The following is a 19,533-nucleotide window of genomic DNA, read 5'->3' as shown; positions in this document are numbered from 1 at the left end:
GGTCCCTGTTTTTCCAAGGAGAAGTACCCGAATGCCGACGCAGAAGCCCTCCTCGAAGGTGGCCGTCAAGCCCAAGAAGAAGGTGGCCCCGGAGATCCGCAAGAAGAAGAAGCCGGAGGACGCCTCGGCCAAGGGTACGGAGACCGCTGAGGCCGCCGCGCCCGTTGCCGCCAGGTCCAAGGCCGAAAAGGCCGAGCGGAGCGAGAAGACCGCCGCCGCCGAGAAGGCCACCGAGACGCTCAAGAAGCGCAAGGCCGTGACCCAGGTGGACGACGGCGACGTCGACCCCGAGGAGGCCGCCGAGGAGGCCGCCGCCGCCGTCGAGGTGGATCCCGACGCCGTCGAGGACGAGGTGGATGAGGAGCCCATCGCTGACCGCAAGGAGGTCAAGGATCTCCTGGCCGCTGGTCGCGAGAAGGGCTTCCTCACCTACGACGAGGTCAATGACGCCCTGCCCGCGGACATCGTGTCGTCGGATCAGATCGACGACGTGATGAGCATGTTCGGCGACAACGACATCGAGATCGTCGACGCCCAGAAGGCCGCCCAGAGCACGGAGATCAAGCCCACGGTCGCGGTGGAGGAAGAGCGCGCCGAGGCCGACGAGGACGAGAAGGACGAGGACGACGAGCCGGGTGGCAAGTCCAACGACCCCGTCCGCCTCTACCTGCGCAAGATGGGCAGCGTGAGCCTCCTCACCCGCGAGGGCGAGGTGGAGATCGCCAAGCGCATTGAGGACGGCGAGAAGGAAGTGCTGCGGGCGCTGCTGGCCTGCCGCGTGGCCATGATGGAGATCCTCGACATCGGCAACCGGCTGAAGAACGGCAAGCTGCGCGTGCGCGACGTCATCAAGGACGCGCCCGAGGAGGCCCAGAGCGAGGGTGAGGAGCCCGAGGTCGAGGCGTCCGAGGAGGGCGCCGAGGGCGAGGGTCAGCCGGCGCAGCTCGCGCAGAGCGAGCTGAACAAGATCGAGCAGATCAACAAGCAGATCGAGCGCATCCGCAAGTTCGCCAAGGACTGCGAGGCGCTCGAGGCGGAGCTCTCCGGCAAGAAGAAGCTCACGGACGTCAAGAAGAAGGAGCTCAAGCAGGAGGTGAAGGATCTCCGGACCAAGATGATGGAGGTCCTGGAGGAGATGCGGCTGAACAAGAAGCAGGTGGACCGCATCGTCCTGAACCTCAAGGGGCTCATCGAGCGCGTGGAGAAGGCGGAGTCGGAGCTGCGCGAGCAGGAGCGCCGCTACGGCGTGCCGATGGACACGCTGCGCGAGCTGCTGCGCGAGGCCAAGGAAGACCCCGAGGCGATGAAGAAGGCGCAGCGCAAGCTGAACGCCACCTCGGAGCAGATCGAGGCGGTGGAGCGCGACGTGCGCACGGCCACGCGCAACATCAAGCGGGTGGAGGAGGAGGCCAACCTCGAGGTGGACGAGCTGCGGCGCAACTACGAGGCCATCCGCCTGGGTGAGCGTCGGGCCGAGCGCGCCAAGACGGAGCTGGTCGAGGCCAACCTGCGTCTGGTGGTGTCCATCGCGAAGAAGTACACGAACCGCGGCCTGCAGTTCCTGGACCTGATCCAGGAGGGCAACATCGGCCTGATGAAGGCGGTGGACAAGTTCGAGTACAAGCGCGGCTACAAGTTCTCGACGTACGCCACGTGGTGGATCCGCCAGGCGATCACCCGCGCCATCGCGGACCAGGCGCGCACCATCCGCATCCCGGTGCACATGATCGAGACGATCAACAAGCTCATCCGCACCAGCCGCTACCTCGTGCAGGAGATTGGCCGCGAGCCGACGCCCGAGGAGATCGCGGAGAAGATGGAGCTGCCGCTCGACAAGGTGCGCAAGGTGCTGAAGATCGCCAAGGAGCCCATCTCCCTGGAGACGCCGATCGGCGAGGAAGAGGACAGCCACCTGGGCGACTTCATCGAGGACAAGAGCCTGGTGTCGCCGTCGGACGCGGTCATCAACATGAACCTGGCCGAGCAGACGCGGAAGGTGCTGGCCACGCTGACGCCGCGCGAGGAGAAGGTGCTGCGGATGCGTTTCGGCATTGGCGAGAAGAGCGACCACACGCTGGAAGAGGTGGGCCAGGACTTCGAGGTGACGCGCGAGCGCATCCGTCAGATCGAGGCGAAGGCGCTGCGCAAGCTGCGTCACCCGAGCCGCTCCAAGCGCCTGCGCTCCTTCGTGGAGAGCTGAGCCACTCCCCTCCCTCTCCCCCCCGGGAGAGGGTCGGGGTGAGGGTGCCCGCCCCCCTGGGTCATGCCCCGAGGGCCGGAGAGTGAGTAAGAAGAAGCCCCCGTTCCGAAGAGGACCGGGGGCTTTTTCGTGTGCGCTCCCCTCTCCCTCTGGGAGAGGGCCAGGGTGAGGGTCTACCCCGGAGCTGGGAGGCCATATGGCGGCGAAACGGAAGACGGCGAGCAAGACGGCACCCAAACCCAAACCCGCCCCCCAGAAACCCCTCCCCTTCCCCGAGGCCGTGCGCCGGGCGGTGCGAGCCATTCCGAGGGGCGAGGTGCGCTCGTACGCGCAGGTGGCGCTCTACGCGGGGAGGCCGGGGGCGGCGCGAGGCGTGGGGCGGGAGCTGAAGACGCTGGAGAACGTGCCGTGGTGGCGGGTCATCCGCTCGGACGGGGTGCTGGCGCCGCCGGTGGCGGTGGAGCAGGCGCGGAGGCTGAAGGCCGAGGGGGTGCGCCTGGAAGGCCAGGGCACGCACTGGCGCGTGCAACGCTGAGCAGCGAGGCACGCGCCCTCTTGCGCGCGCGCGGGGTGCGCGATACTTCCCAGGTCAGTGCGGCGCCCACAGCGCCGTCCGTGTGGTTCTAGGGGGCCCTTAGCTCAGCGGTCAGAGCTGTCGGCTCATAACCGATTGGTCCCTGGTTCGAATCCAGGAGGGCCCACCCCCTTTAACCTCGCGTGATTGCTCAGGGTTTTCGTTTGGCGCTCCGGCCCCGAAACCCGCTCCGGGCGGGTTCCGCACCACCGGCGCACCACGCCGAGCGCCCACGGCCATCGAAATCACCCCGGCAACCGGCACCTCGGACGGCTGGAAGCTGAGTTGCTCCAGGCCCGCGCGCATGTCCTCCACGTCCAGGTGGCCGTAGACCCCCGCCGTGATGGTGGGCGAGGAGTGGCCGAGGATGCGCTGGACCACCGCCAGCGGCACCCGGGCCTTGAGGAGCAGCGTGGCCGTGGTGTGCCGCAAGTCGTGGAAGCGGATGGCGCGCGGCTTGGGCGAGGGCCACAGCGTGAAGCCACAGCCCGCCTTGGAGCAGCGGCGCACCTCGGAGGAGGCCGAGTGCTCGACGTTCCCGCAGCGGCGGCACTTGTGGGCCCACCCCTCGACAAGCTGGGCCCGGTTCAAGGCGGCCCGGAGCAGTTCGGCAAGGTCCACGTTCTGGGAGTGCATCGAGCCATCCGCGCGGGGGAACACCAGTTCCGAGGGGCTCTCCCGCATCGCCTGGACGAGGTAGGGCCGCAGTTCGCTGTGGATGGGGATGACACGGGCCCGCCCGCTCTTGGTCGTGCCCGCGTCCCAACTCCGCGTGACGATGATTTCCCCCTGCTCCAGGTCCACGTCACCTTTCTGGAGCGCCACCAGTTCGCCCCGGCGCATCCCCGTATAGACGGCAGTGGCGAAGAGGCACCGCCACTCGGCGGGCACCTCGGCGAGCACGGGAGCCACCTCCTCGGCCTTGAGATAGGACGGCGCGCGCTTGGGCACCTTGCGCCGAGGCACGGCATCCGCCGGGTTGGCGCCCTTCCAGAGCCCGCGTTGGATGGCCTTGGAGAAGACGGTCTGCGCGAAGCCCCGCAGGTTGTTGAGCGACTTCGGCGAGAGCGCATCCGCAGCGGCCGAGAGCGCCTCATCAATGCGGGCCGCTGTCACCTCGGGAAGCACCAGCGAACCCAAGCAGGGGCGGAAGTGCTTCTCAGCCGCGCGCCGGTCTCCCTGTGAGCGGAGCTGTCCGGCGAAGTTCTGCGCGTACCAGTCGAGCAGTTCCCCGAAGGTCAGGGAGACAGGAGCCTCGATGGGCTCCAGCCCGAGGCTCTGAAACTCGGCCTTGCGCTCCAGCTCGCGCGCCAACGACTGGGCTTCGAGCTTCGTGGCGCAGTCCGTCCGGCGCTGCATCCACCGGCCCGCCCCGTTCTTCCACTTCACCACCCAGGAACCATCACGCTTGAAGATGGAAGCCACGGTCAAACCTCCTTGAGACGAACCCGCTTCGAGCCAAAGCGGGCGAACACTTCCAACTCACCCCCGAGCGCTTCGACGTAGCGCCGGAGCGTGGAGAGCCGGTGGTCTGCCCGGCGCTCTGCCTTGGACAGCTCGGATTGGTCCATTCCCGCCCCGGCTGCCGCCTCAACCTGCGTGAGGCCGCGAAGCCTCCGGAGTTCGGCCAGGGTGAGAGCATCGGGAGCGGGAGTGCTGCGCTTGGAGCGTGAACGGCGGGTTGTATCCACGGTGGGGATCATGCACTCAACCTCCTATCGGTGCAACGGGATGACGGCCCCACGGGGGGCGCGCTGGCGCTCAAGGAACGCGCGGATCTCCTCGGGCCGGAACCGGAGCGCCGCGCCGATGCGCACGCAGGGGAGCCGCCCCGCCTCGGCCTCCTTGTAGACCCAAGAGGTGGACATCGAGAGGAAGCGGGCCACGTCCTGCACCTTCCAGAGCGGTTCGGGGTTGCTGCTCATGACTCGCGCTCCTTGGCCGTGTCCGGGGCCAGGATGTATCCGCCCCCTTCCCTCTTGAGTTCGCCCCGCGCTTCCATCGCGTCGATGGCGCGGAGAGCATCTTGCTTCCTCCCACCCACCGACTCGGCCAGCCGCGACTTGTTGAGAGGGGCAGTCGCGGATGCGAGCACCTCCCGCACCTGTTGCGCCTTGTCCTGCGCGACTGCCGCGCTCACGTCTTCAACCATCACCGTGCCCTTGCCGAGAGAGAGCGTGAAGCGGAAGCGCTGCGCCGTCTCCCCATCTCGACCCTTCGCCACCTGCGCAACGAAGGCGACAAGCCCCGAGTTGCGTGGCGTGTCCTCCCTGGAGAGGTTCACCTGCATATCCGCCCACCCCGGTAGCACCGTGCTTCCCCTTGCCGCGTAGATGGGTGGGCCCTCTCCGCGTTCGCCCGCCTTCGAGGTGTGGTGCAAGAGCACGACGAGCGCCCGAGGGTTGACGGTGGCGAGCCGCTGAACGTGTTCCTTCGCCTGGTTCACGGCTTCGGTGTCGTTCTCGTTCCCGAGGAACAGCGAGGAGAACGGGTCGAAGACCACAACGGGCGCATCGTGGGCGCGCAGGAACTCGGCCATCTTCGCGCGGATCGCCTCGTCATCGAGTCGCACGCCTTTGCGGTGAGCGATGAGCACGGGGGCATCCGGGGGGAAGGCGAGAGCGGTGAAGCGGTCGAACATGCTGCGCGGTCGTCCTTCCTCCAGCACCAGCAAGGAGGGCCGTCCTGCCGCTGCCGCCGTCTTGGCGATGACGAGCGCGAGGAACGTCTTACCCGCGCCCGGCGCGGCAACGATGAGGAGGTTGCCAGAGTCGGGCACCACCCCCTCGATCAGCCAGGAGAGGGGCGGCAGGTCCCTGGTGCGTTCGAGGAAGGCCGCGAGGGGCTCGAAGAGGGGGCAACTGGTTCCGCCGGTTCCGGATGGTTCCGGGAACTGGTTCCCGGTTCTGGGGTCTACGGGCGGAACCGGAACTGCTCCGCGCGGGCCGGGCGTGCCTTTGGGCTTCATGCCTCATCCCCCCAGTAGCCAACGTGGTGCAGGATGTAATTGCTCAGGCGGAGCAGCGCGAACTGTGCCCGCTCGAGTTCACCGTGCATCTCGGGGTTACCCAACCTCCCGGGGAGCCCCGCCTCGACGCGGGCCTCTGCCAGGGCCAGCTCAAGCGCCTCGGTGAGCCGCTGGAGCCGCCAGAGGCCGATACGCAGTCGGAGCGGCAACCGGGACGCGGTTGGGGTTGCTTCGAGCGGAGGCGCCAAGGGCCTCGGAGCCGGTGCGCTCATCGCGTCCCCTCCTTCCGCCCGAGGAGCGTGTCCACGTCCGTCGCCAGCGCGTGGGCGAGGAGGTTGAGCGTCTCCGTGGTAGCCGCGCCAAAGCGCTCCGCATCGCGAAGCCGGGGAATGGAGATGCCCGCCCTCGTTGCGAGCACCTGTTGAGAGAGACCACGACTCTTGCGGAGCGATACGAGGCGCTCTCCGAGCCCGGGAACAGTCCGTTTGCGAATGCAGATGAGCATGCGCTCAACGTGCATCCGCCCAGGTGGCTCCGACGAGAACGGAGGTAGGAGCTTGATCGGAGCCTGGAAGGAGGCGGCCAACCTGCGAAATTCCGGAGCGTCTCTAGTCGAGGTGGAATCTACGGTGGCCACACGGAGGGCCATCGGAGGACGACCGGAGGCGGATCGGAGGCTACTTGGGCCAGTTCTTCCGCCGCTCGCTTTCGGCTAGGACCTTGGGCTCAACCGCCGCAGCGTCGTAGATGCGTCGCCCCTTCTTCGCGTGCCCGTCGATGGGTTCGATCCCGGCTTTCTCGATGAATGCGCGCGCTGCGCGATCCGAGCCGAATTCGAGCCCGCGATCCTCGCAAAACTTCATGAACTCCTTGATGCCCTTGATCTGCGAGGAGGCCGCCGCGCCGGTAGAGGCTGGTCCTGAAGAGACCGCTGGGCCGGTAGATGCTGGTTCTGTCCGTCCCGGGGGCTCCAATTCAGGGGGAATTGGGAGTTCTTTCGACCGGGCCCAGCTCAAGAACTCCGACATGAGGACCTCATCCATGCCCGCTCGATGGAACAGGTTGGTAACACGGCATGCGAGTGCTCCTGCGCTCACGCTCGCTTCCGCCATCTCCAGGTAGTCAAGGAAACGCTCAACCCTGAAACGCTCATCCCTGATTCGGAAACGTTTCTCTCCCCAGGAATGATCCACGTCCTCGAATCCTATGGATTCCGGATCGAGACGGATGAGCAACGCGACCAACTGGTAGAGGGGCGCACAGTCCATGCGCCGCCACTTGTCCCACTTCGGTTCTGATGCCATGGCGCCCCCAGCGCGCTCCCCAGGCTCGAAAAGCGCGGGCTGCCACGGCTGGGGACCGTGGCCGGTTGGCCGACCGTGCCCGCACGACGCTCTTTTACCGCGACAGGCCGCCGGGGGTTGAGCGCTGGAGCAGGTAGGTAGCGAACCCGCCCACACGATCAACGGGTAAGGACGAGACCCAGGGGCCTGGGGTCCGTTTGCACCTGTCGCCTGACAGCCGCCGAGCAAGCTCCAAGGGCCTCCGCAACCGAGGGGCCCGGTGCTCTACTTGGCTGCCCGGGTGTCGCACACGGAAGCCGAGCGGGATGCTGTGGGGGTACTGCTGTGTGACTCTGGTTCAGCCTCAGCCTTGACCCATGCATGGCGCACTCAGAGACTCAAGGCTCATTCCGACCCCACTATGAACCCTGCCTATCTCTTCGGCGCTTTTCTGGGCTCCACCATTGCGGTGACCGTCCTGACGCTCATCGTCGGAATGTTCATCAAGCGCCCACTTCTGCCCGTAGTCATAGGGACGAGTGCGGCATTTACTCTGGGCATACTAGGTGCTGACCGTCTGGACCCCGACCTCTTTGCTGTCACCCTGCTGGCGGGGACTCTCGTGGGAGCGTGGCGAGCTATCCGGCATCAACTCACGGAACCGAAGCCCTCCCCTGTGCGGCACCGGCTCACTGAACCGGAGCCGTATCAAGAGGCTGAGCCGGAGGCTACCCGCGTCCTGTCTCGGCGTACTAAACCGGAGCCGTATCAAGAGGCTGAGCCGGAGGCTACCCGCGTCCTGTCTCGGCGTACTAAACCGGAGCCGTATCAAGAGGCTGAGCCGGAGGCTACCCGCGTCCTGTCTCGGCGTACTAAACCGGAGCCGTATCAAGAGGCTGAGCCGGTGCCCTATCGAATGGCGGCATCGCGAGGTGATTCGCGGCCACAGCGGAGAGTGCTCCACAAGCTCTACCTGACCGCATTTTGGGGTCTGGCCGTGGTGTGTGGGTGTATTGCCTTCGGTGTCTTGTTGGTCAACCTCCACGACTACCTTGCCGTAGAAGGGGATCTCTCCTGTTTGGCCGCTACGAAATCCCTCAAGGAATGCGGCTTGGAACTGGTCTCAACATCGAGGAGTGAGAGCTACCTCCTTTCCTCCAGAACGTGGGAGGGGAGGAGCACCAAAGCGGCCTCACAGGAGACGCGGCTCTGGTTCGTGCTGACATCCCCACTTTGGCTAACGCCTCTTGCCCTGCTTGTGGGGATGCGGCGTTGGCTGTCGTGGCTGATGCGCTCGGAGCCGGGGGGGTCGAATTCTAAGGGGTGACGATTTTCCCGGTCCTGCCGAGCCCTAGCGATGCCCTCCAGAGCCTCCAGGCGCCCCGTGAGTGGTCTTTGGCGGCTCCCCCTCCGGTGCCCCCGGGTTCCGCAAGTTGTCCCGCTAGCTCAAGTCCCCTCTTCTTCCTCGGGGAACAGCTCGCGTAGGGGGACCTTGTAGGCCACGGACGCGGCAACCAGGGTGGCGATGGTGAAGTTCGCGCCGCCCTGTTCCATCTTGATCATGTGCTTCGGGTGGACCCCGATTGCTTCGGCGGCCTGCTCCTGCGTGAGTCCGCGCTCTAGCCGAAGCTCCCGGAGCCGTTGCCCGATGCGCCGCAGCTCCCGCTTGATGGCACGGGCTGTCGGGCCTCGGGTCCAGACCTCCGAACGTCCTCGTTTGTGGGGCGTCTTCCCTGCTGTGGGCACGGGGTCGGCTTACCCAGTGCTGCTCTTGAGCTACACAGTTTATGAACTACGTGACTCATGTAGTTCTTGAGCTACGTAGCTCATGGGCTACCATGGGAGTAGGCCCTTACCCAGGAAAGGACGGCCCGCATGCCCACTCGTAGGAAGAAAAAGGCCCCGGAAGAGACCAACGCCCCCGAGGAGAGCAAGCCCCCCGAGGAATCCGAAGAGAACGTTCCCGAGGAACCCGAGGAGACCGGGCCCAAGGTGGTCAGCCTCAACAGGGAACTGTCCGTCATCGGGCTATCTGTCCGGTGCGCTCAGATCGCAGCGACCATGGAGGCTCACGGCTTCATGGATGAAGACATGAAGGCGGACTCGCCCCATGGCGTTTCATCCGTGCTGGCTCTCGTTGGGGCACGCCTGGACTTGTTGCAGGCGGTGATTCGACGGGAGGTGAATCCGGCTGTTCTCTGGGGTTCGCACAACGCGGTTGGGGAGCACGAAGCCCGAGTAGATGAAGACGTGCTGCTTACCGAGTGGAACCGCGCCTAGGCCCCACTAGGCACGCGGAAGTGGACCGATAGAGCGCGCCGGGATGCTCCATCGGGCTCTGCTCCAGGGGCCAGGGATGCGCCAGGAGTGATGGGCAGCCACACCCCCACGCCATTCCCTGGACCGTGGCACCACAGGGCAGCCAGAGGTCATAGAGGCCGCCCGGCATCACATCCGGAACCGTTCCGGCTCCAGTGCCATGCGGCGAGGTGCTCAGGCAGTTCCGGTTCCCCCTATAGGGGCGGGAACCGGGAACCACCGGCCGAACCTCAGCGCCGCCCCCGGGCGAGGAGCGCCTCAAGCGACGCGGCCGGGATGCGGATGGAGCGCCCGACCCACACCCGCTCCAGTTCCCCGCGTTCGAGGAGCGCGTAGACCGTGGCCCGACAGACGGCCAGCTCTTCCGCCACCTCGCGAACCGTGAGCATCGAGGGTCCCACCGGCCGCACCAAGGCGCGCACCAAGGTCCGCACCACCGGCGCACCACGCGGAGTCGAAACGGTGGAAACGGTGCCAACCGGCTCCGTCTCCGCGCCACTGGAAACCCCAGTCGTTTCCGCAGGTTGCGAGCCGGTGACAGAGGATGCGAACCCCTGCCAACCCGCGCCCTCCCGGCTCATAACCGATTGGTCCCTGGTTCGAATCCAGGAGGGCCCACTCCCCTTCCCCCGCCCCGCGCCTCGGGATTTTCCGCTGAGGCGCGGGAGCGCAATCCCGCCCCTCCTCAGAACTCCGCACCACCGGCCCACCATGCGGGCCGCCCACCGCCAGCGGGAGCACCTCGGCAAGGGGCTCTTCGGTCGGATTGAAGCAGAGCTGCTCCAGGCCCGCGCGCATGTCCTCCACGTCCAGGTGGCCGTAGACCCCCGCCGTGATGGTGGGCGAGGAGTGGCCGAGGATGCGCTGCACCACCGCCAGCGGCACCCGGGCCTTGAGGAGCAGCGTGGCCGTGGTGTGGCGCAGGTCATGGAAGCAGATGGTGCGCGGCTTAGGCGAGGGCAAGAGTGTGAAGCCGCAGCCCGCCTTGGAGCAGCGGCTCACCACGGAATCTGGATCCTCAGCGAGCTCAACCACTACAGTGCTCACGAGTTCGCACCATGGCAGTAGGGAGCGAGAGTAGGAGCTTACGGAATGGTCGGACTATGTGTTCTCGCCAGTCTCGCGATCCTCGCGATGGTAGTGGTGTCCTTGCTGCGCCGACCGTCTGGAGACACGGCGCCAACCGCAACCAGTGACACGGCACCAACCAGGGACACAGCACCAACCAGGGACACAGCACCAACCGCATCTCCCCTCGTGTCGACCACGAGGACCGTCCTACTACCCAGGGGTAGCACCGTCCATGTGGTGGGTGAGTCACACTATCAGCGCGCATTGGAGCGGATTGCTGGCGGACGCTCTGATGCGAGTGCGCGAGTGGACGTGGTGGCCACATTGAAGCGCGAGCCGCACAATCGATACGACGCGAACGCCGTGGTCGTGCTCATTGAGAGCCACCAAGTAGGCTACCTGTCACGAGATGACGCGCCGGTCTTCCAACCGTTACTGAAGGAGATCGAAGCGCGCAAGGAGGTAGCCACCTGCTCGGCGGTTATTGTCGGTGGGTGGGATCGCGGCGCTCGGGGGACTGGTAGCTTCGGTGTCCGGCTGAGACTCGCCCGTCCAGGACAGGCACCGGCCGCCTCACCACCACCACCATCTGACTCAGAATTGGTCTCTGGCGCGGTGGAGCGGATGTGGATGGCCAAGGGCCCCGCCGGACGCAGGGGGGCGCTCAAGGCCGCATTCGATAAGCTCGCAACGGAAGAGGCTCGACAGGAATTGCTGGCTGAGGCCTCGCTTATCGAGGTAACGGCAGCGCTGGAGAAGGCCGCTTCTCTGAAAACACCGGCGGCCAAGCGGCGCCGACTAGAAGAGGCGCTTGCGGCAATTCGCGAGGATTCGGTGCCGGACGAACTCCAACAGCAGCAGATTGCTTGGTTGGAAGCCGCCTTACGCGAGTTGGAAGCACCGCGTGCCACTGACGAATAGCTGCGCCGCGCTGGCCGCACACCTCCCAATGTTCTGCGACACACTGTCCCAGGGGCCAGGGCTGAGCGTAGCGCTGAGCTGCCCCACGACGAGAGCCGACCAGTCCCGAGGAAAAGCCGCGCTTGAGTCGGCATCTTGTTCCACACCGCCCATTCCGGTTGGGGGGAGTCGGCCTGCATACGCTGCCCGAATCCGGCTTGCCTCCGCACGCCCACGCCCCTGGCTGCGCGTTGGACAGCAAAGCTGGACGGGAGGGGTGTACCCTGCCGCTGGGTGCGCTACCGCGCGCATCCGGGACAGCTTCCACTTCGATGGCCTGGACGGGCTGCGCGAGCGCAGCTCGGCTCCTTTCGCCGCGACTCCTTCATCCCCACGGCGGGGAGTCGGCCGCCTGTGGAGCGAGAGTAGAAACGGCCCCCCTTGCGTCACCAACGTTGACCCCTTGGGCTCGTCGCTCGGCGCCCTGCCTCATGTGCCCCGCTCCTGCGGCGCCATCCAGGGCAGGCTCGCTTTCACGAGTCGCTACGCGCCCCTGGACAGCGTCCTCACGGAGCGGTGGGCCGACCGCGTGAGGCCGGAGGCCTCACCGCTGGCGGAGTCGGGTCAGAGCTACTTCCGCCGAGGGCATCAATCTTCCTGTCGCCTGACACCGCCCCCCCTGTAATGCACGAGTCCCCCCCGGACCCATCCCCATCACCCACGGTGGCACACCACCACCGGCGTGATGCCCATCAACCAGTTCGCTCACGCGCCCATCAACCAGATTGCGCGTCAACACTCCGCACCACCGGCGCACCATGCGGGCCGCCCACCGCCAGCGGGAGCACCTCGCAAGAGGCTCCTCGGACGACTGGACGCTGGGCTGCTCCATTCCCACTACGTCGAACCAAGCCTCATGAGGACTTCGGCAACTTCACCCGGGTGATGCTGGGTCTCCTTGCTCAGGAAGCCACACTTCTCGAGGACGCGGATCGACGCGAGGTTGTGGAGAGCGACCCACGCATGAAGCGGCCGCACGGGCTCGAGCTCGAGAAACCCAGACAGGGCCCGAGTGGCGATGCCTTTGCCCCAATGCTCGCGACCCACCCAATAGCCAACGAGACGCCTGGCATCCTGTTCCCAACTGCCGATGTACCCAACGACCACTCGGCCCATGACGATGGTGCGGGTGACGTTTTCAGGGCGGAGAACATTTGTGCGCCAGTGGGTCATGAAGGCATCGCGCTCCCGCGATGGAAACGCGGCCATGCGCAGCGCTTCCGGGTCGCGCTGGTGTTCGAAGAAGATGGGAAGGTCCTCATCCGTGACGTTGCGGAGGATCATTCTGAAGAGGCTCCTTCCAGTCCGCGCCTCGAGGGAGAGCGCGAGGCGAATGGCGGAAGGGTTCTATCCCGCCCCCTGCGGAACTCCAGTCCGTCCGCAGGTCGCGAGCCGGTGACAGGGGCGGCGAACCCCTGCCAACCTTCCCCACCGTCAGGCCTTGGCGCCCTCGCGGTTCTTCTCCTTCTCGTCGCGCCCGTGCACGGAGGCCGGCGGGCTGGTGGCCTCCACCGCCGTGAAGGCCTCGAGAATCTTGTAGGTGTGGCTCGCGCCCCTCGGCACCAGCCATGAGTCCCCCGGGTTGAGCACCAGCACCTGTCCCTCCAGGTGCAGCTCGGCGCGGCCCTTGATGACGTAGCCGACCGTCTCGTAGTCACGCGTCGTGGCGGGCAGCGGCTCGGCGGGTTGCTCGTTCTCCCACAGACGCATGGAAACCCGGATGCCTCCGGCCAGGTACTTCTGACCCATCTCACCCTTCGGGGAGAATTGGGAGTCGACCTTCTTCACACTCGTGTCGCCCATCTCGTCTCCTTCGCGGACGCTGGCGGTTGTCCTTTGCCGGACAAGGTAAGGAGCACCGGGCGACACGTACCCCGCAACGACACGCCCGCTCCCCCCTCGAAGGGAAGAGCGGGCGCGAAGGACACGGCCCTCAGGCCGTGGAGGCGAGGCCTGTCACCCCGCCGGGCGCACGTTCTGCGCCTGCAGGCCCTTGGGGCCCTTGGTCACTTCGTATTCCACCTTCTGGCCCTCGGCCAGGGAGCGGAAGCCATCCATGTTGATGGCGGTGTGGTGGCAGAACACATCCTCACCACCGGCATCCGGCGCGATGAACCCGAAGCCCTTCGCGTCGTTGAACCACTTCACGGTACCAGTTGCCATGTACTTCCCTGCTTTCTGCACTTGCGTTCCACGGACTACAAACGGGCACTCCTACCCATGAAGTGCCTGTGGGGGTTAACGGTCCGCGCCTCCCCCCCATTCCACGGTGGCCTTCACACTTCTTCATAAGTACTGGGCGCCCCCTTCACACCCCCCCCGTACCTTCTGCACCAACCGATGGATGCCGGGTCCCTGACTGCCCGGCCGCTCACGGAAGGAGCAGCACATGTTCGGATTCGTCTTGGGTACCGCCTGCCTGGCCGGTCTCTTCTACACCCTGCGCCGCGGCCGCTGGCACCACGGCCACGGCGGCCCCGGCCGCTGGAGCTGGCGCGGCCGGATGCGTTGGCTCTTCGAGCGCCTGGACACCTCGCCCGGCCAGGAGAAGGTGCTCGTCCAGGCCGCGGATGAGCTCACCGAGGCCTTCGCGAAGATGCGCGATGAAATGAGCGCCACCCGCGCCGCCCTCGCCCGCTCGCTCCGGGGCGAGGCCTTCGACGCCGCCGCGCTGCGCGAGCTGGACGCCAAACACGACGAGCTCATCGACAACCTGCGCAAGACGCTGCGTGCCTCGCTCTCCAAGACCCACGAGGCGCTGGATGCGAAGCAGCGCCGCGAGCTGGCGGACCTGCTCGAGCACGGCTGGGGCCACGGCTACGGCTACCGCCACTACGGCTACGGAGGCGGCTGCGGCGGCTGGCGCGGCGCCCGACCCTGCTGAGCACTCCGTCACCCGGAACCAGGAAAGGAACACACCATGCGCCGCCGCTTTCTCATCGCCCTGCTCGCCCTCGGCACCGTCGCGGGCTACTCCTCCGGCTTCGCCAGCCTCTACCGCTGGCACCGCTACGGTCACCCCTACGGTGGGCACTGCCGCCAGGGCCGTGCCCACCACGACGGCCACTTCCGCTCCGGTCACCCCTCGTGGGCGCCCGCCCAGGCGCCCCAGGGACAGCAGACCCAGGCCCAGGCGTCCCAGGGTCAACAGGTGCAGTAGAGTCGGACCCCTCCCATGGCCACCCGCGTCCTCCTCATCGACGATGACACCCGGATGTACGAGCTGCTCGCGCAGTACCTCGGGCAGAACGGCATCACCGTCACCCACGCCCCCGATGGAGGCCGCGGCCTGGCCGCGCTGGAGGCCAGCACCTACGACGCCGTGCTGCTGGACGTGATGATGCCGGGCATGGACGGGCTCGAGGTGTGCCGGCGCATCCGCGCGAAGAGCACCCTGCCCGTCATCATGCTCACCGCGCGCGGCGACGAGACGGACCGCGTCGTGGGCCTGGAGCTCGGCGCGGATGACTACCTGGCCAAGCCCTTCAGCCCCCGCGAGCTGCTCGCGCGCCTGAGGGCCGTGCTGCGGCGCGCCCAGCCCGCGGCCGTGGCCGAGAAGCTGGAGTCCAGCGGCGTCTCCATCGACGTGTCCGCCCGGGAAGTCCGCGCGGGCGGCAGGCTGGTGGAGCTCACCGGGCTCGAGTTCGATCTGCTGGTGGCGCTGGTGCGGCGGGCCGGGCGTGTCATTCCCCGCGATGCACTGCTCGGCGAGGCCGGACGGAGCGACACCGTGGTGGGCGAGCGCACCGTGGACGTGCACATCTCCCACCTGCGGCAGAAGCTGGGAGACGAGGGCAACCGCCTCATCAAGACGGTGCGTGGCGTGGGCTACCTCTTCGCCAAGGAGGGTCCATGAGAGGGCCCATGAGACGCCATCCGCACGGGCACCCGGGCCATCCCCGGCACGGGCCACGGCACGGGCCCATGAGCCGGTTGGGGAACTTCATCCGCGCGCGGCTGCGCCGCCGGCTCTTCCTCTGGTTCGGCGTCTCCATCCTCACCACCGGCCTGGTGGTGGGCACGGTGGTGAGCGTGATGGGCGGGCTGATCGGGGATAACGCCTGGCACCAGGAGGTGAACCGCGCACGCACCTTCGTCAGCAACCGCCTCGCCGAGGTGTGGGACGACCCCGTGCGTCGAGACGCGCTCGTCCGCTCCGTCTCCGAGGACCTGCTCGTCAGCGTGGAGCTGCGGGATGCCTCCGGTGCGCTGCTGGTGCGCACGGGCGGGCACTGCCCTCCGCACGCGGAGGTGTCCATGCCGGTGGAGCGCGGCGGGGTGAGGCTCGGCACGGCGCGGGCCTGCTTCGGACACGCCCGGCCCCGGGGAGCGCCCTGGCGTGGGCCGATGGTGCTGATTCTCGCCGGGACCACGCTGTGGATGGCTTCGGGGTGGCTCGCCCGGCGGTTGTCGCGGCCCCTGGACACGCTGGCGCAAGCGGTGCAGCAGTTGGGCGAGGGCAAGCTGGACACGCGCGTACAGCTGGGCCGCCACGCCACCGGGGAGATGTCCGTGCTGGCCGACGCCTTCAACGAGATGGCCGCGCGCATCGAGCGGCAGATGGCGGACCAGCGCGAGTTGCTGGCCGCGGTGTCCCATGAGCTGCGCACACCGCTGGCGCACCTGCGGGTGCTCGTGGAGCTGATGCGCGACGCGGGAGGCCCGGAGCGGACGGCGGACCAGATGGAGCGCGAGGTGGTGGAGCTGGACGCGCTGGTGGGCGAGCTGCTCGCGAGCTCGCGGCTGGACTTCGGCCAGCTGACGCCCCGGGATCTGGACGGGAAGGACCTGGCGGCGCGGGCACTGGAGCGGACGGGGCTGCCCGCGGAAGCGCTGTCGGTGGAGGCGCCCGAGGCGAAGCTGGTGGGCGACGCCACGCTGCTGGGGCGCGCCCTGGCCAACCTGCTGGACAACGCGCGCAAGCACGGCCAGGGGGTGGAGGCACTGCGGCTGCTCGAGCGGGACGGACAGCTCGCCTTCTGCGTGGACGACCGCGGCCCGGGGCTGCAGCCCGGCGAGGAGACGCGCATCTTCGCGCCCTTCTACCGGAAGGACCGGGGCGGCGAGGCCCGGGAGGCGGGCTCACTGGGACTGGGGCTGGCGCTGGTGCAGCGGATCGCCCGGGCGCACGGCGGAGACACCTTCGCGGAGAACCGTCCGGGAGGAGGCGCCCGGGTGGGCTTCACCCTGAGGCGAGAGGGCCCGGGCTCGACCCAGACGCCACCGGCATCATCTCGCGCCCAGGCGTAGACACTCCGTGGAACCGCCACTCCCTCTCCCCTCGGGAGAGGGCGGGGGTGAGGGTATCCGGGCCCCGGGTTCCCACCGGCGCCCCGGACCCGTGCCTACTTCACGCCACCGGAAGCGGTGCCCTTGGCGTCCTCGGCGGAGAACTCGAAGGAGGCCGTCACCGTCTCGCCCTCCTTGACGGTCACCTCGGCCGTCTTGGTCCCGAGCGTCTCGTGCCAGGCCTCGAGGGTATAGGTGCCGGCGGGCAGGTGCTCGATGGAGAAGGCGCCATCCGTGCCGGAGGTGGCGAAGTACGGATTCGGGTTCACCACCACCCAGGCGGCCATCCACGGGTGGATGTCGCACTTGAGGCGGATGACCTCGGCATCGGAGGGCAGGGGGCGGGGCACGGCCTTGGCGTTGGGCGGCTGGGCCACGTTGAAGACGGTCTTCGTGCCGTTGAGCGCGCGCGCGTTGTGCAACGTGCCATCGCTGTTCTTGATGAACACCTGCTGCCCGGCGGTGACGCCCTGCACGCGTGGCGTATAGGTGCACTTCTGCTGGTCGATGAGGGCGGGCTGGGACGGGTGCGAGTGGGGCACCAGGCCGCGCACGCGCACGAGCGCGTTGGCCAGCTTGCCTTCCGTGACCAGCAGGGACTGGTCCTTCAGCGCCATGCCGTCACAGGCGGGATCATCGCTGGGCTTGACGGCCGCGGGCGCGGGGACGGCGCCCTTGAAGGCAACGGTGCCCTGGACGGTGCCTCCACCGGTGACGGGCGCGGCGGGCGCGGGAGCGGGAGCCTCGACCTTGGGAGCAGGAGCGGGGGCGGGGGCCTTGACCACGGGAGCGGCCGGGGGGGCCTCCTGCTTCTGGCAGGCCGGCACGGTGGCGAGTCCCACCGCACCGAGCACCGCGACGCCCAGCGTACGCAGCTTCATGTGAACACTCCTCGTGCCACCGGCGCGTGTCGGAGCGCGCATGGGCGGCCAGATGTCAGGGGGACCCCTCGTAACAGAAGAGAGGTCCCGGAACCAACGGAACGACGGCTATTCCGGCTATTCGCGTCGAGTGATGCTCAGGGCGGCGAGCCCCAGGAACGCAGTGGCGAACACGAGCAGCACCGGCACCTCGAGACCCGCGCCGGAGGAGGCGGTGCCCACGGCGAGCGAGGCCTCGGCGCCGTACAGCGCGCGCCGCACGCCCTCCACGGAGAAGCGCATGGGGTTGAGGCGCATCACCCACGCCAGCAGCGGCCCGGCGCCCTTGAGAGGAAACATCGCACCGGAGAGCACCCACATGGGCAACAGGACGATGCTCATCACCGCGTGGTAGCCGGCGGTGGAGCGCACCCACCAGGCCAGGGCGATGCCCATGCCGGTGAGGCCCAGAGCGGAAAGCACCATCACCGTCAGGAGCAGCGGCACGTCCAGGGTGGCGGCCTTCACTCCGGCCAGCGGGGCGAAGAAGAGGAAGAGCGAGGCCTGCAGCAGCGCGATGGCCGAGGAGCCCAGCGCCTTGCCCAGCACCACCGACAGGCGCGAGCCCGGCCCGGCCAGCACCGACTGGAGGAAGCCCTCGCGCCGGTCCTCGATGACGGAGATGGTGGCGAAGATGGCGCTGAAGAGCACCACCATGGTGACGACGCCCGGGAAGGAGAAGCGCTGGTAGTCCAGGCCCTGGGCGCCCTCGACGCGGAAGGAGCCGGCGAAGCCCGCGCCGATGACGAACCAGAAGAGGATGGGCTGGGCGAGCGCGCCAACAATCCGGCTGGGCTGGCGGAAGAAGCGCACCACGTCGCGCGCCAGCAGCACGCGCACGGTGGACCACTGCAGCGCGAGCCCTCCCGGAGCACGCTCCTCGGCGGGGGCAGGAGCATCCACGCGGGATACCTCCTGCTCCGCCTCACCCGAGGTATCGGGAGTGGGAAGAGTGGTAGCGGGGACGTTCATCGACGGCGACTCCTGCGAGCGGGCTCGGCGGTGGGCTGGTCCGCGCCGAGCACCCTGCCGGTGAGTTGGAGGAACACGTCCGCGAGCGTGGGACGGCGAAGGGACACCGAGGCGAGCCGGCCGGCCGGGAAGGCCTCCACCAGCCGGGGCACCAGCGCATGCCCCTGCTCCACCTCCACCTGCACCCTCCCCTCCACCACGCGGGCCTCCAGGCCCAGCCGCTGGCGCAGCTCGGCCGCGAGCGACTCGGGCTCCCGGGCCTCCAGGGTGAGGATGTCTCCGCCCACCCGAGCGGCCAGCGCCGCGGGCGTATCCGTGGCCACCAGCCGGCCCGAGTCCAGCACCGCGAGCCGGTCACACATCTCCGCCTCGTCGGCGCGGTGCGTGGTGAGCAGCACGGTGAGGCCCTCGGCATCGCGCAGGGCGCGCAGGTGGGACCAGAAGGAGCGGAAGGAGGCCTCGTCGAGCCCCTGTGTGGGCTCGTCCATGAGGACGATGCGCGGCTGGTGCACCAGGGCACGCGCCAGCTCCAGCCGCCGGCGCATGCCGCCAGACCAGGTGGAAACGCGCTCGTCGCCGCGGTCCTGGAGGCCAATGAGGCGGAGCATCCGCTCCACGCGCTCGTGGGCCCGCGCGCCCGTCAGCCCGTACAGCCGGGCGCCGAGCCGCAGGTTCTCCCGCGCGCTCATCAGGTCATCCAGACTGCCGCGCTGGAAGATGATGCCCATGCGCCGGCGCAGGGCCGGATCGTGGAGAGACAGGGGCCGCCCCTCGAAGAGCACGCGCCCTGCGTCCGGGGAGAGCAGGCCGGCGAGCAGCTGGAAGGTGGTGGATTTGCCCGCCCCGTTGGGGCCGAGCAGACCGACGATTTCGCCCGCCCCCACCGAGAGGTTCAGCCCCTCGAGCGCCACGCGCGCCTTGAAGCGCCGGGTGAGGCCGTCGAGCTGGAGCAGGGGCACCGCGGAGTGCGTCATCCT

22 protein-coding genes, 1 tRNA gene and 2 pseudogenes are annotated in these 19,533 nt (G+C 68.0%); 9 read left to right on the top strand and 16 right to left on the bottom strand.

Annotated elements, in window-relative coordinates; genetic code table 11:
• The first annotated feature begins 31 nt into the window (after positions 1–31).
• The 3 genes from rpoD (at position 32) to Q664_RS30740 (ending at position 2,901) form a co-directional block, all read left to right on the top strand.
• On the top strand, positions 32–2,200 hold the full coding sequence (rpoD, locus tag Q664_RS30750; protein ID WP_043403602.1) for an RNA polymerase sigma factor RpoD: 2,169 nt from the start codon (positions 32–34) through the stop codon (positions 2,198–2,200).
• Between the two features lie 196 nt (positions 2,201–2,396).
• The gene (locus Q664_RS30745; RefSeq protein ID WP_084610469.1) at positions 2,397–2,735 is read left to right on the top strand and encodes an MGMT family protein; all 339 of its coding nucleotides are present in this window, start codon (positions 2,397–2,399) and stop codon (positions 2,733–2,735) included.
• A gap of 93 nt (positions 2,736–2,828) precedes the next feature.
• Positions 2,829–2,901, top strand: a tRNA-Ile gene (locus tag Q664_RS30740).
• Between the two features lie 245 nt (positions 2,902–3,146).
• On the opposite strand, the pseudogene Q664_RS63135 reads toward Q664_RS30740, so the two are convergent.
• The 8 genes and pseudogenes from Q664_RS63135 to Q664_RS55285 all read right to left on the bottom strand — a co-directional run.
• Positions 3,147–3,617 (bottom strand): annotated as a pseudogene (locus tag Q664_RS63135) (tyrosine-type recombinase/integrase); the annotation flags it as partial.
• A gap of 584 nt (positions 3,618–4,201) precedes the next feature.
• Entirely contained in the window at positions 4,202–4,477 is a 276-nt protein-coding gene (locus Q664_RS30730) for a helix-turn-helix domain-containing protein (RefSeq protein ID WP_043403600.1), read from the bottom strand.
• Between the two features lie 12 nt (positions 4,478–4,489).
• On the bottom strand, positions 4,490–4,699 hold the full coding sequence (locus Q664_RS30725; RefSeq protein WP_043403599.1) for a helix-turn-helix domain-containing protein: 210 nt from the start codon (positions 4,697–4,699) through the stop codon (positions 4,490–4,492).
• On the bottom strand, positions 4,696–5,742 hold the full coding sequence (locus Q664_RS30720; RefSeq protein WP_075207553.1) for an AAA family ATPase: 1,047 nt from the start codon (positions 5,740–5,742) through the stop codon (positions 4,696–4,698). Before Q664_RS30720 ends, Q664_RS30725 begins: the two co-directional genes overlap by 4 nt.
• On the bottom strand, positions 5,739–6,014 hold the full coding sequence (locus Q664_RS30715) for a hypothetical protein (protein ID WP_043403597.1): 276 nt from the start codon (positions 6,012–6,014) through the stop codon (positions 5,739–5,741). The genes Q664_RS30720 and Q664_RS30715 overlap by 4 nt, the downstream gene beginning before the upstream one ends.
• Positions 6,011–6,247 (bottom strand): helix-turn-helix domain-containing protein, encoded by a 237-nt coding sequence (locus Q664_RS62315; protein WP_268811422.1) that lies wholly within the window; start codon positions 6,245–6,247, stop codon positions 6,011–6,013. Before Q664_RS62315 ends, Q664_RS30715 begins: the two co-directional genes overlap by 4 nt.
• Before the next feature lie 172 nt (positions 6,248–6,419).
• Entirely contained in the window at positions 6,420–7,046 is a 627-nt protein-coding gene (locus Q664_RS30705; RefSeq protein WP_152622430.1) for a hypothetical protein, read from the bottom strand.
• A gap of 1,425 nt (positions 7,047–8,471) precedes the next feature.
• The gene (locus Q664_RS55285) at positions 8,472–8,771 is read right to left on the bottom strand and encodes a helix-turn-helix transcriptional regulator (RefSeq protein ID WP_075207552.1); all 300 of its coding nucleotides are present in this window, start codon (positions 8,769–8,771) and stop codon (positions 8,472–8,474) included.
• A gap of 129 nt (positions 8,772–8,900) precedes the next feature.
• Here Q664_RS55285 and Q664_RS30695 point away from each other — a divergent pair, with 129 nt between their 5' ends.
• Positions 8,901–9,305, top strand: coding sequence for a hypothetical protein (locus Q664_RS30695; RefSeq protein WP_043403593.1), 405 nt, complete (start codon positions 8,901–8,903; stop codon positions 9,303–9,305).
• A 269-nt stretch (positions 9,306–9,574) separates the two neighbouring features.
• Here the strand turns inward: Q664_RS30695 and Q664_RS30690 are convergent, their stop codons facing one another.
• The gene (locus tag Q664_RS30690; RefSeq protein ID WP_052518873.1) at positions 9,575–9,781 is read right to left on the bottom strand and encodes a helix-turn-helix domain-containing protein; all 207 of its coding nucleotides are present in this window, start codon (positions 9,779–9,781) and stop codon (positions 9,575–9,577) included.
• Positions 9,782–10,160: 379 nt separating this feature from the next.
• Positions 10,161–10,346: pseudogene (locus Q664_RS63000) on the bottom strand (tyrosine-type recombinase/integrase); the annotation flags it as partial.
• A gap of 375 nt (positions 10,347–10,721) precedes the next feature.
• Between Q664_RS63000 and Q664_RS55275 the strand changes: the two are divergent.
• Positions 10,722–11,336 (top strand): HIRAN domain-containing protein, encoded by a 615-nt coding sequence (locus Q664_RS55275; RefSeq protein WP_326938755.1) that lies wholly within the window; start codon positions 10,722–10,724, stop codon positions 11,334–11,336.
• An 876-nt stretch (positions 11,337–12,212) separates the two neighbouring features.
• On the opposite strand, the gene Q664_RS30675 is transcribed toward Q664_RS55275, so the two are convergent.
• The 3 genes from Q664_RS30675 to Q664_RS30665 all read right to left on the bottom strand — a co-directional run bounded on the left by Q664_RS30675 (position 12,213) and on the right by Q664_RS30665 (position 13,538).
• Positions 12,213–12,659, bottom strand: a complete 447-nt coding sequence (locus Q664_RS30675) for a GNAT family N-acetyltransferase (protein ID WP_043403590.1) — start codon at positions 12,657–12,659, stop codon at positions 12,213–12,215.
• A gap of 150 nt (positions 12,660–12,809) precedes the next feature.
• Positions 12,810–13,178 (bottom strand): cupin domain-containing protein, encoded by a 369-nt coding sequence (locus Q664_RS30670; RefSeq protein WP_043403589.1) that lies wholly within the window; start codon positions 13,176–13,178, stop codon positions 12,810–12,812.
• Positions 13,179–13,331: 153 nt separating this feature from the next.
• Complete coding sequence (locus Q664_RS30665) at positions 13,332–13,538, bottom strand: cold-shock protein (RefSeq protein ID WP_043403588.1); 207 nt, start codon at positions 13,536–13,538, stop codon at positions 13,332–13,334.
• A gap of 226 nt (positions 13,539–13,764) precedes the next feature.
• Here Q664_RS30665 and Q664_RS30660 point away from each other — a divergent pair, with 226 nt between their 5' ends.
• Genes Q664_RS30660 through Q664_RS30645 form a run of 4 tightly spaced genes read left to right on the top strand, consistent with a single transcriptional unit; the run spans position 13,765 to position 16,625 of the window.
• Positions 13,765–14,259: a periplasmic heavy metal sensor gene (locus Q664_RS30660; RefSeq protein ID WP_043403587.1), complete on the top strand. Its 495-nt coding sequence runs from the start codon at positions 13,765–13,767 to the stop codon at positions 14,257–14,259.
• A gap of 36 nt (positions 14,260–14,295) precedes the next feature.
• Positions 14,296–14,535 carry a hypothetical protein gene (locus Q664_RS30655; protein WP_043403586.1) on the top strand — a complete coding sequence of 80 codons (240 nt, stop codon included), beginning with the start codon at positions 14,296–14,298 and terminating at the stop codon, positions 14,533–14,535.
• A 15-nt stretch (positions 14,536–14,550) separates the two neighbouring features.
• Positions 14,551–15,231 (top strand): response regulator transcription factor, encoded by a 681-nt coding sequence (locus Q664_RS30650; protein WP_043403585.1) that lies wholly within the window; start codon positions 14,551–14,553, stop codon positions 15,229–15,231.
• Between the two features lie 8 nt (positions 15,232–15,239).
• Entirely contained in the window at positions 15,240–16,625 is a 1,386-nt protein-coding gene (locus Q664_RS30645; protein WP_235216943.1) for a HAMP domain-containing sensor histidine kinase, read from the top strand.
• Positions 16,626–16,720: 95 nt separating this feature from the next.
• Here Q664_RS30645 and Q664_RS30640 read toward each other — a convergent pair whose 3' ends face one another.
• The 3 genes from Q664_RS30640 to Q664_RS30630 form a co-directional block, all read right to left on the bottom strand.
• The gene (locus Q664_RS30640; RefSeq protein WP_043403583.1) at positions 16,721–17,545 is read right to left on the bottom strand and encodes a carboxypeptidase regulatory-like domain-containing protein; all 825 of its coding nucleotides are present in this window, start codon (positions 17,543–17,545) and stop codon (positions 16,721–16,723) included.
• Between the two features lie 117 nt (positions 17,546–17,662).
• Positions 17,663–18,556, bottom strand: a complete 894-nt coding sequence (locus Q664_RS30635) for an ABC transporter permease (RefSeq protein WP_084610465.1) — start codon at positions 18,554–18,556, stop codon at positions 17,663–17,665.
• On the bottom strand, positions 18,553–19,530 hold the full coding sequence (locus Q664_RS30630) for an ABC transporter ATP-binding protein (RefSeq protein ID WP_152622429.1): 978 nt from the start codon (positions 19,528–19,530) through the stop codon (positions 18,553–18,555). The genes Q664_RS30635 and Q664_RS30630 overlap by 4 nt, the downstream gene beginning before the upstream one ends.
• Positions 19,531–19,533: the final 3 nt, after the last annotated feature.

Origin of the sequence: Archangium violaceum Cb vi76, from assembly GCF_000733295.1 — a bacterium.
Taxonomy (GTDB): domain Bacteria; phylum Myxococcota; class Myxococcia; order Myxococcales; family Myxococcaceae; genus Archangium; species Archangium violaceum.
Note: the sequence above shows the minus strand (reverse complement) of the source record. Positions and strands in the feature narration are given on the sequence as shown.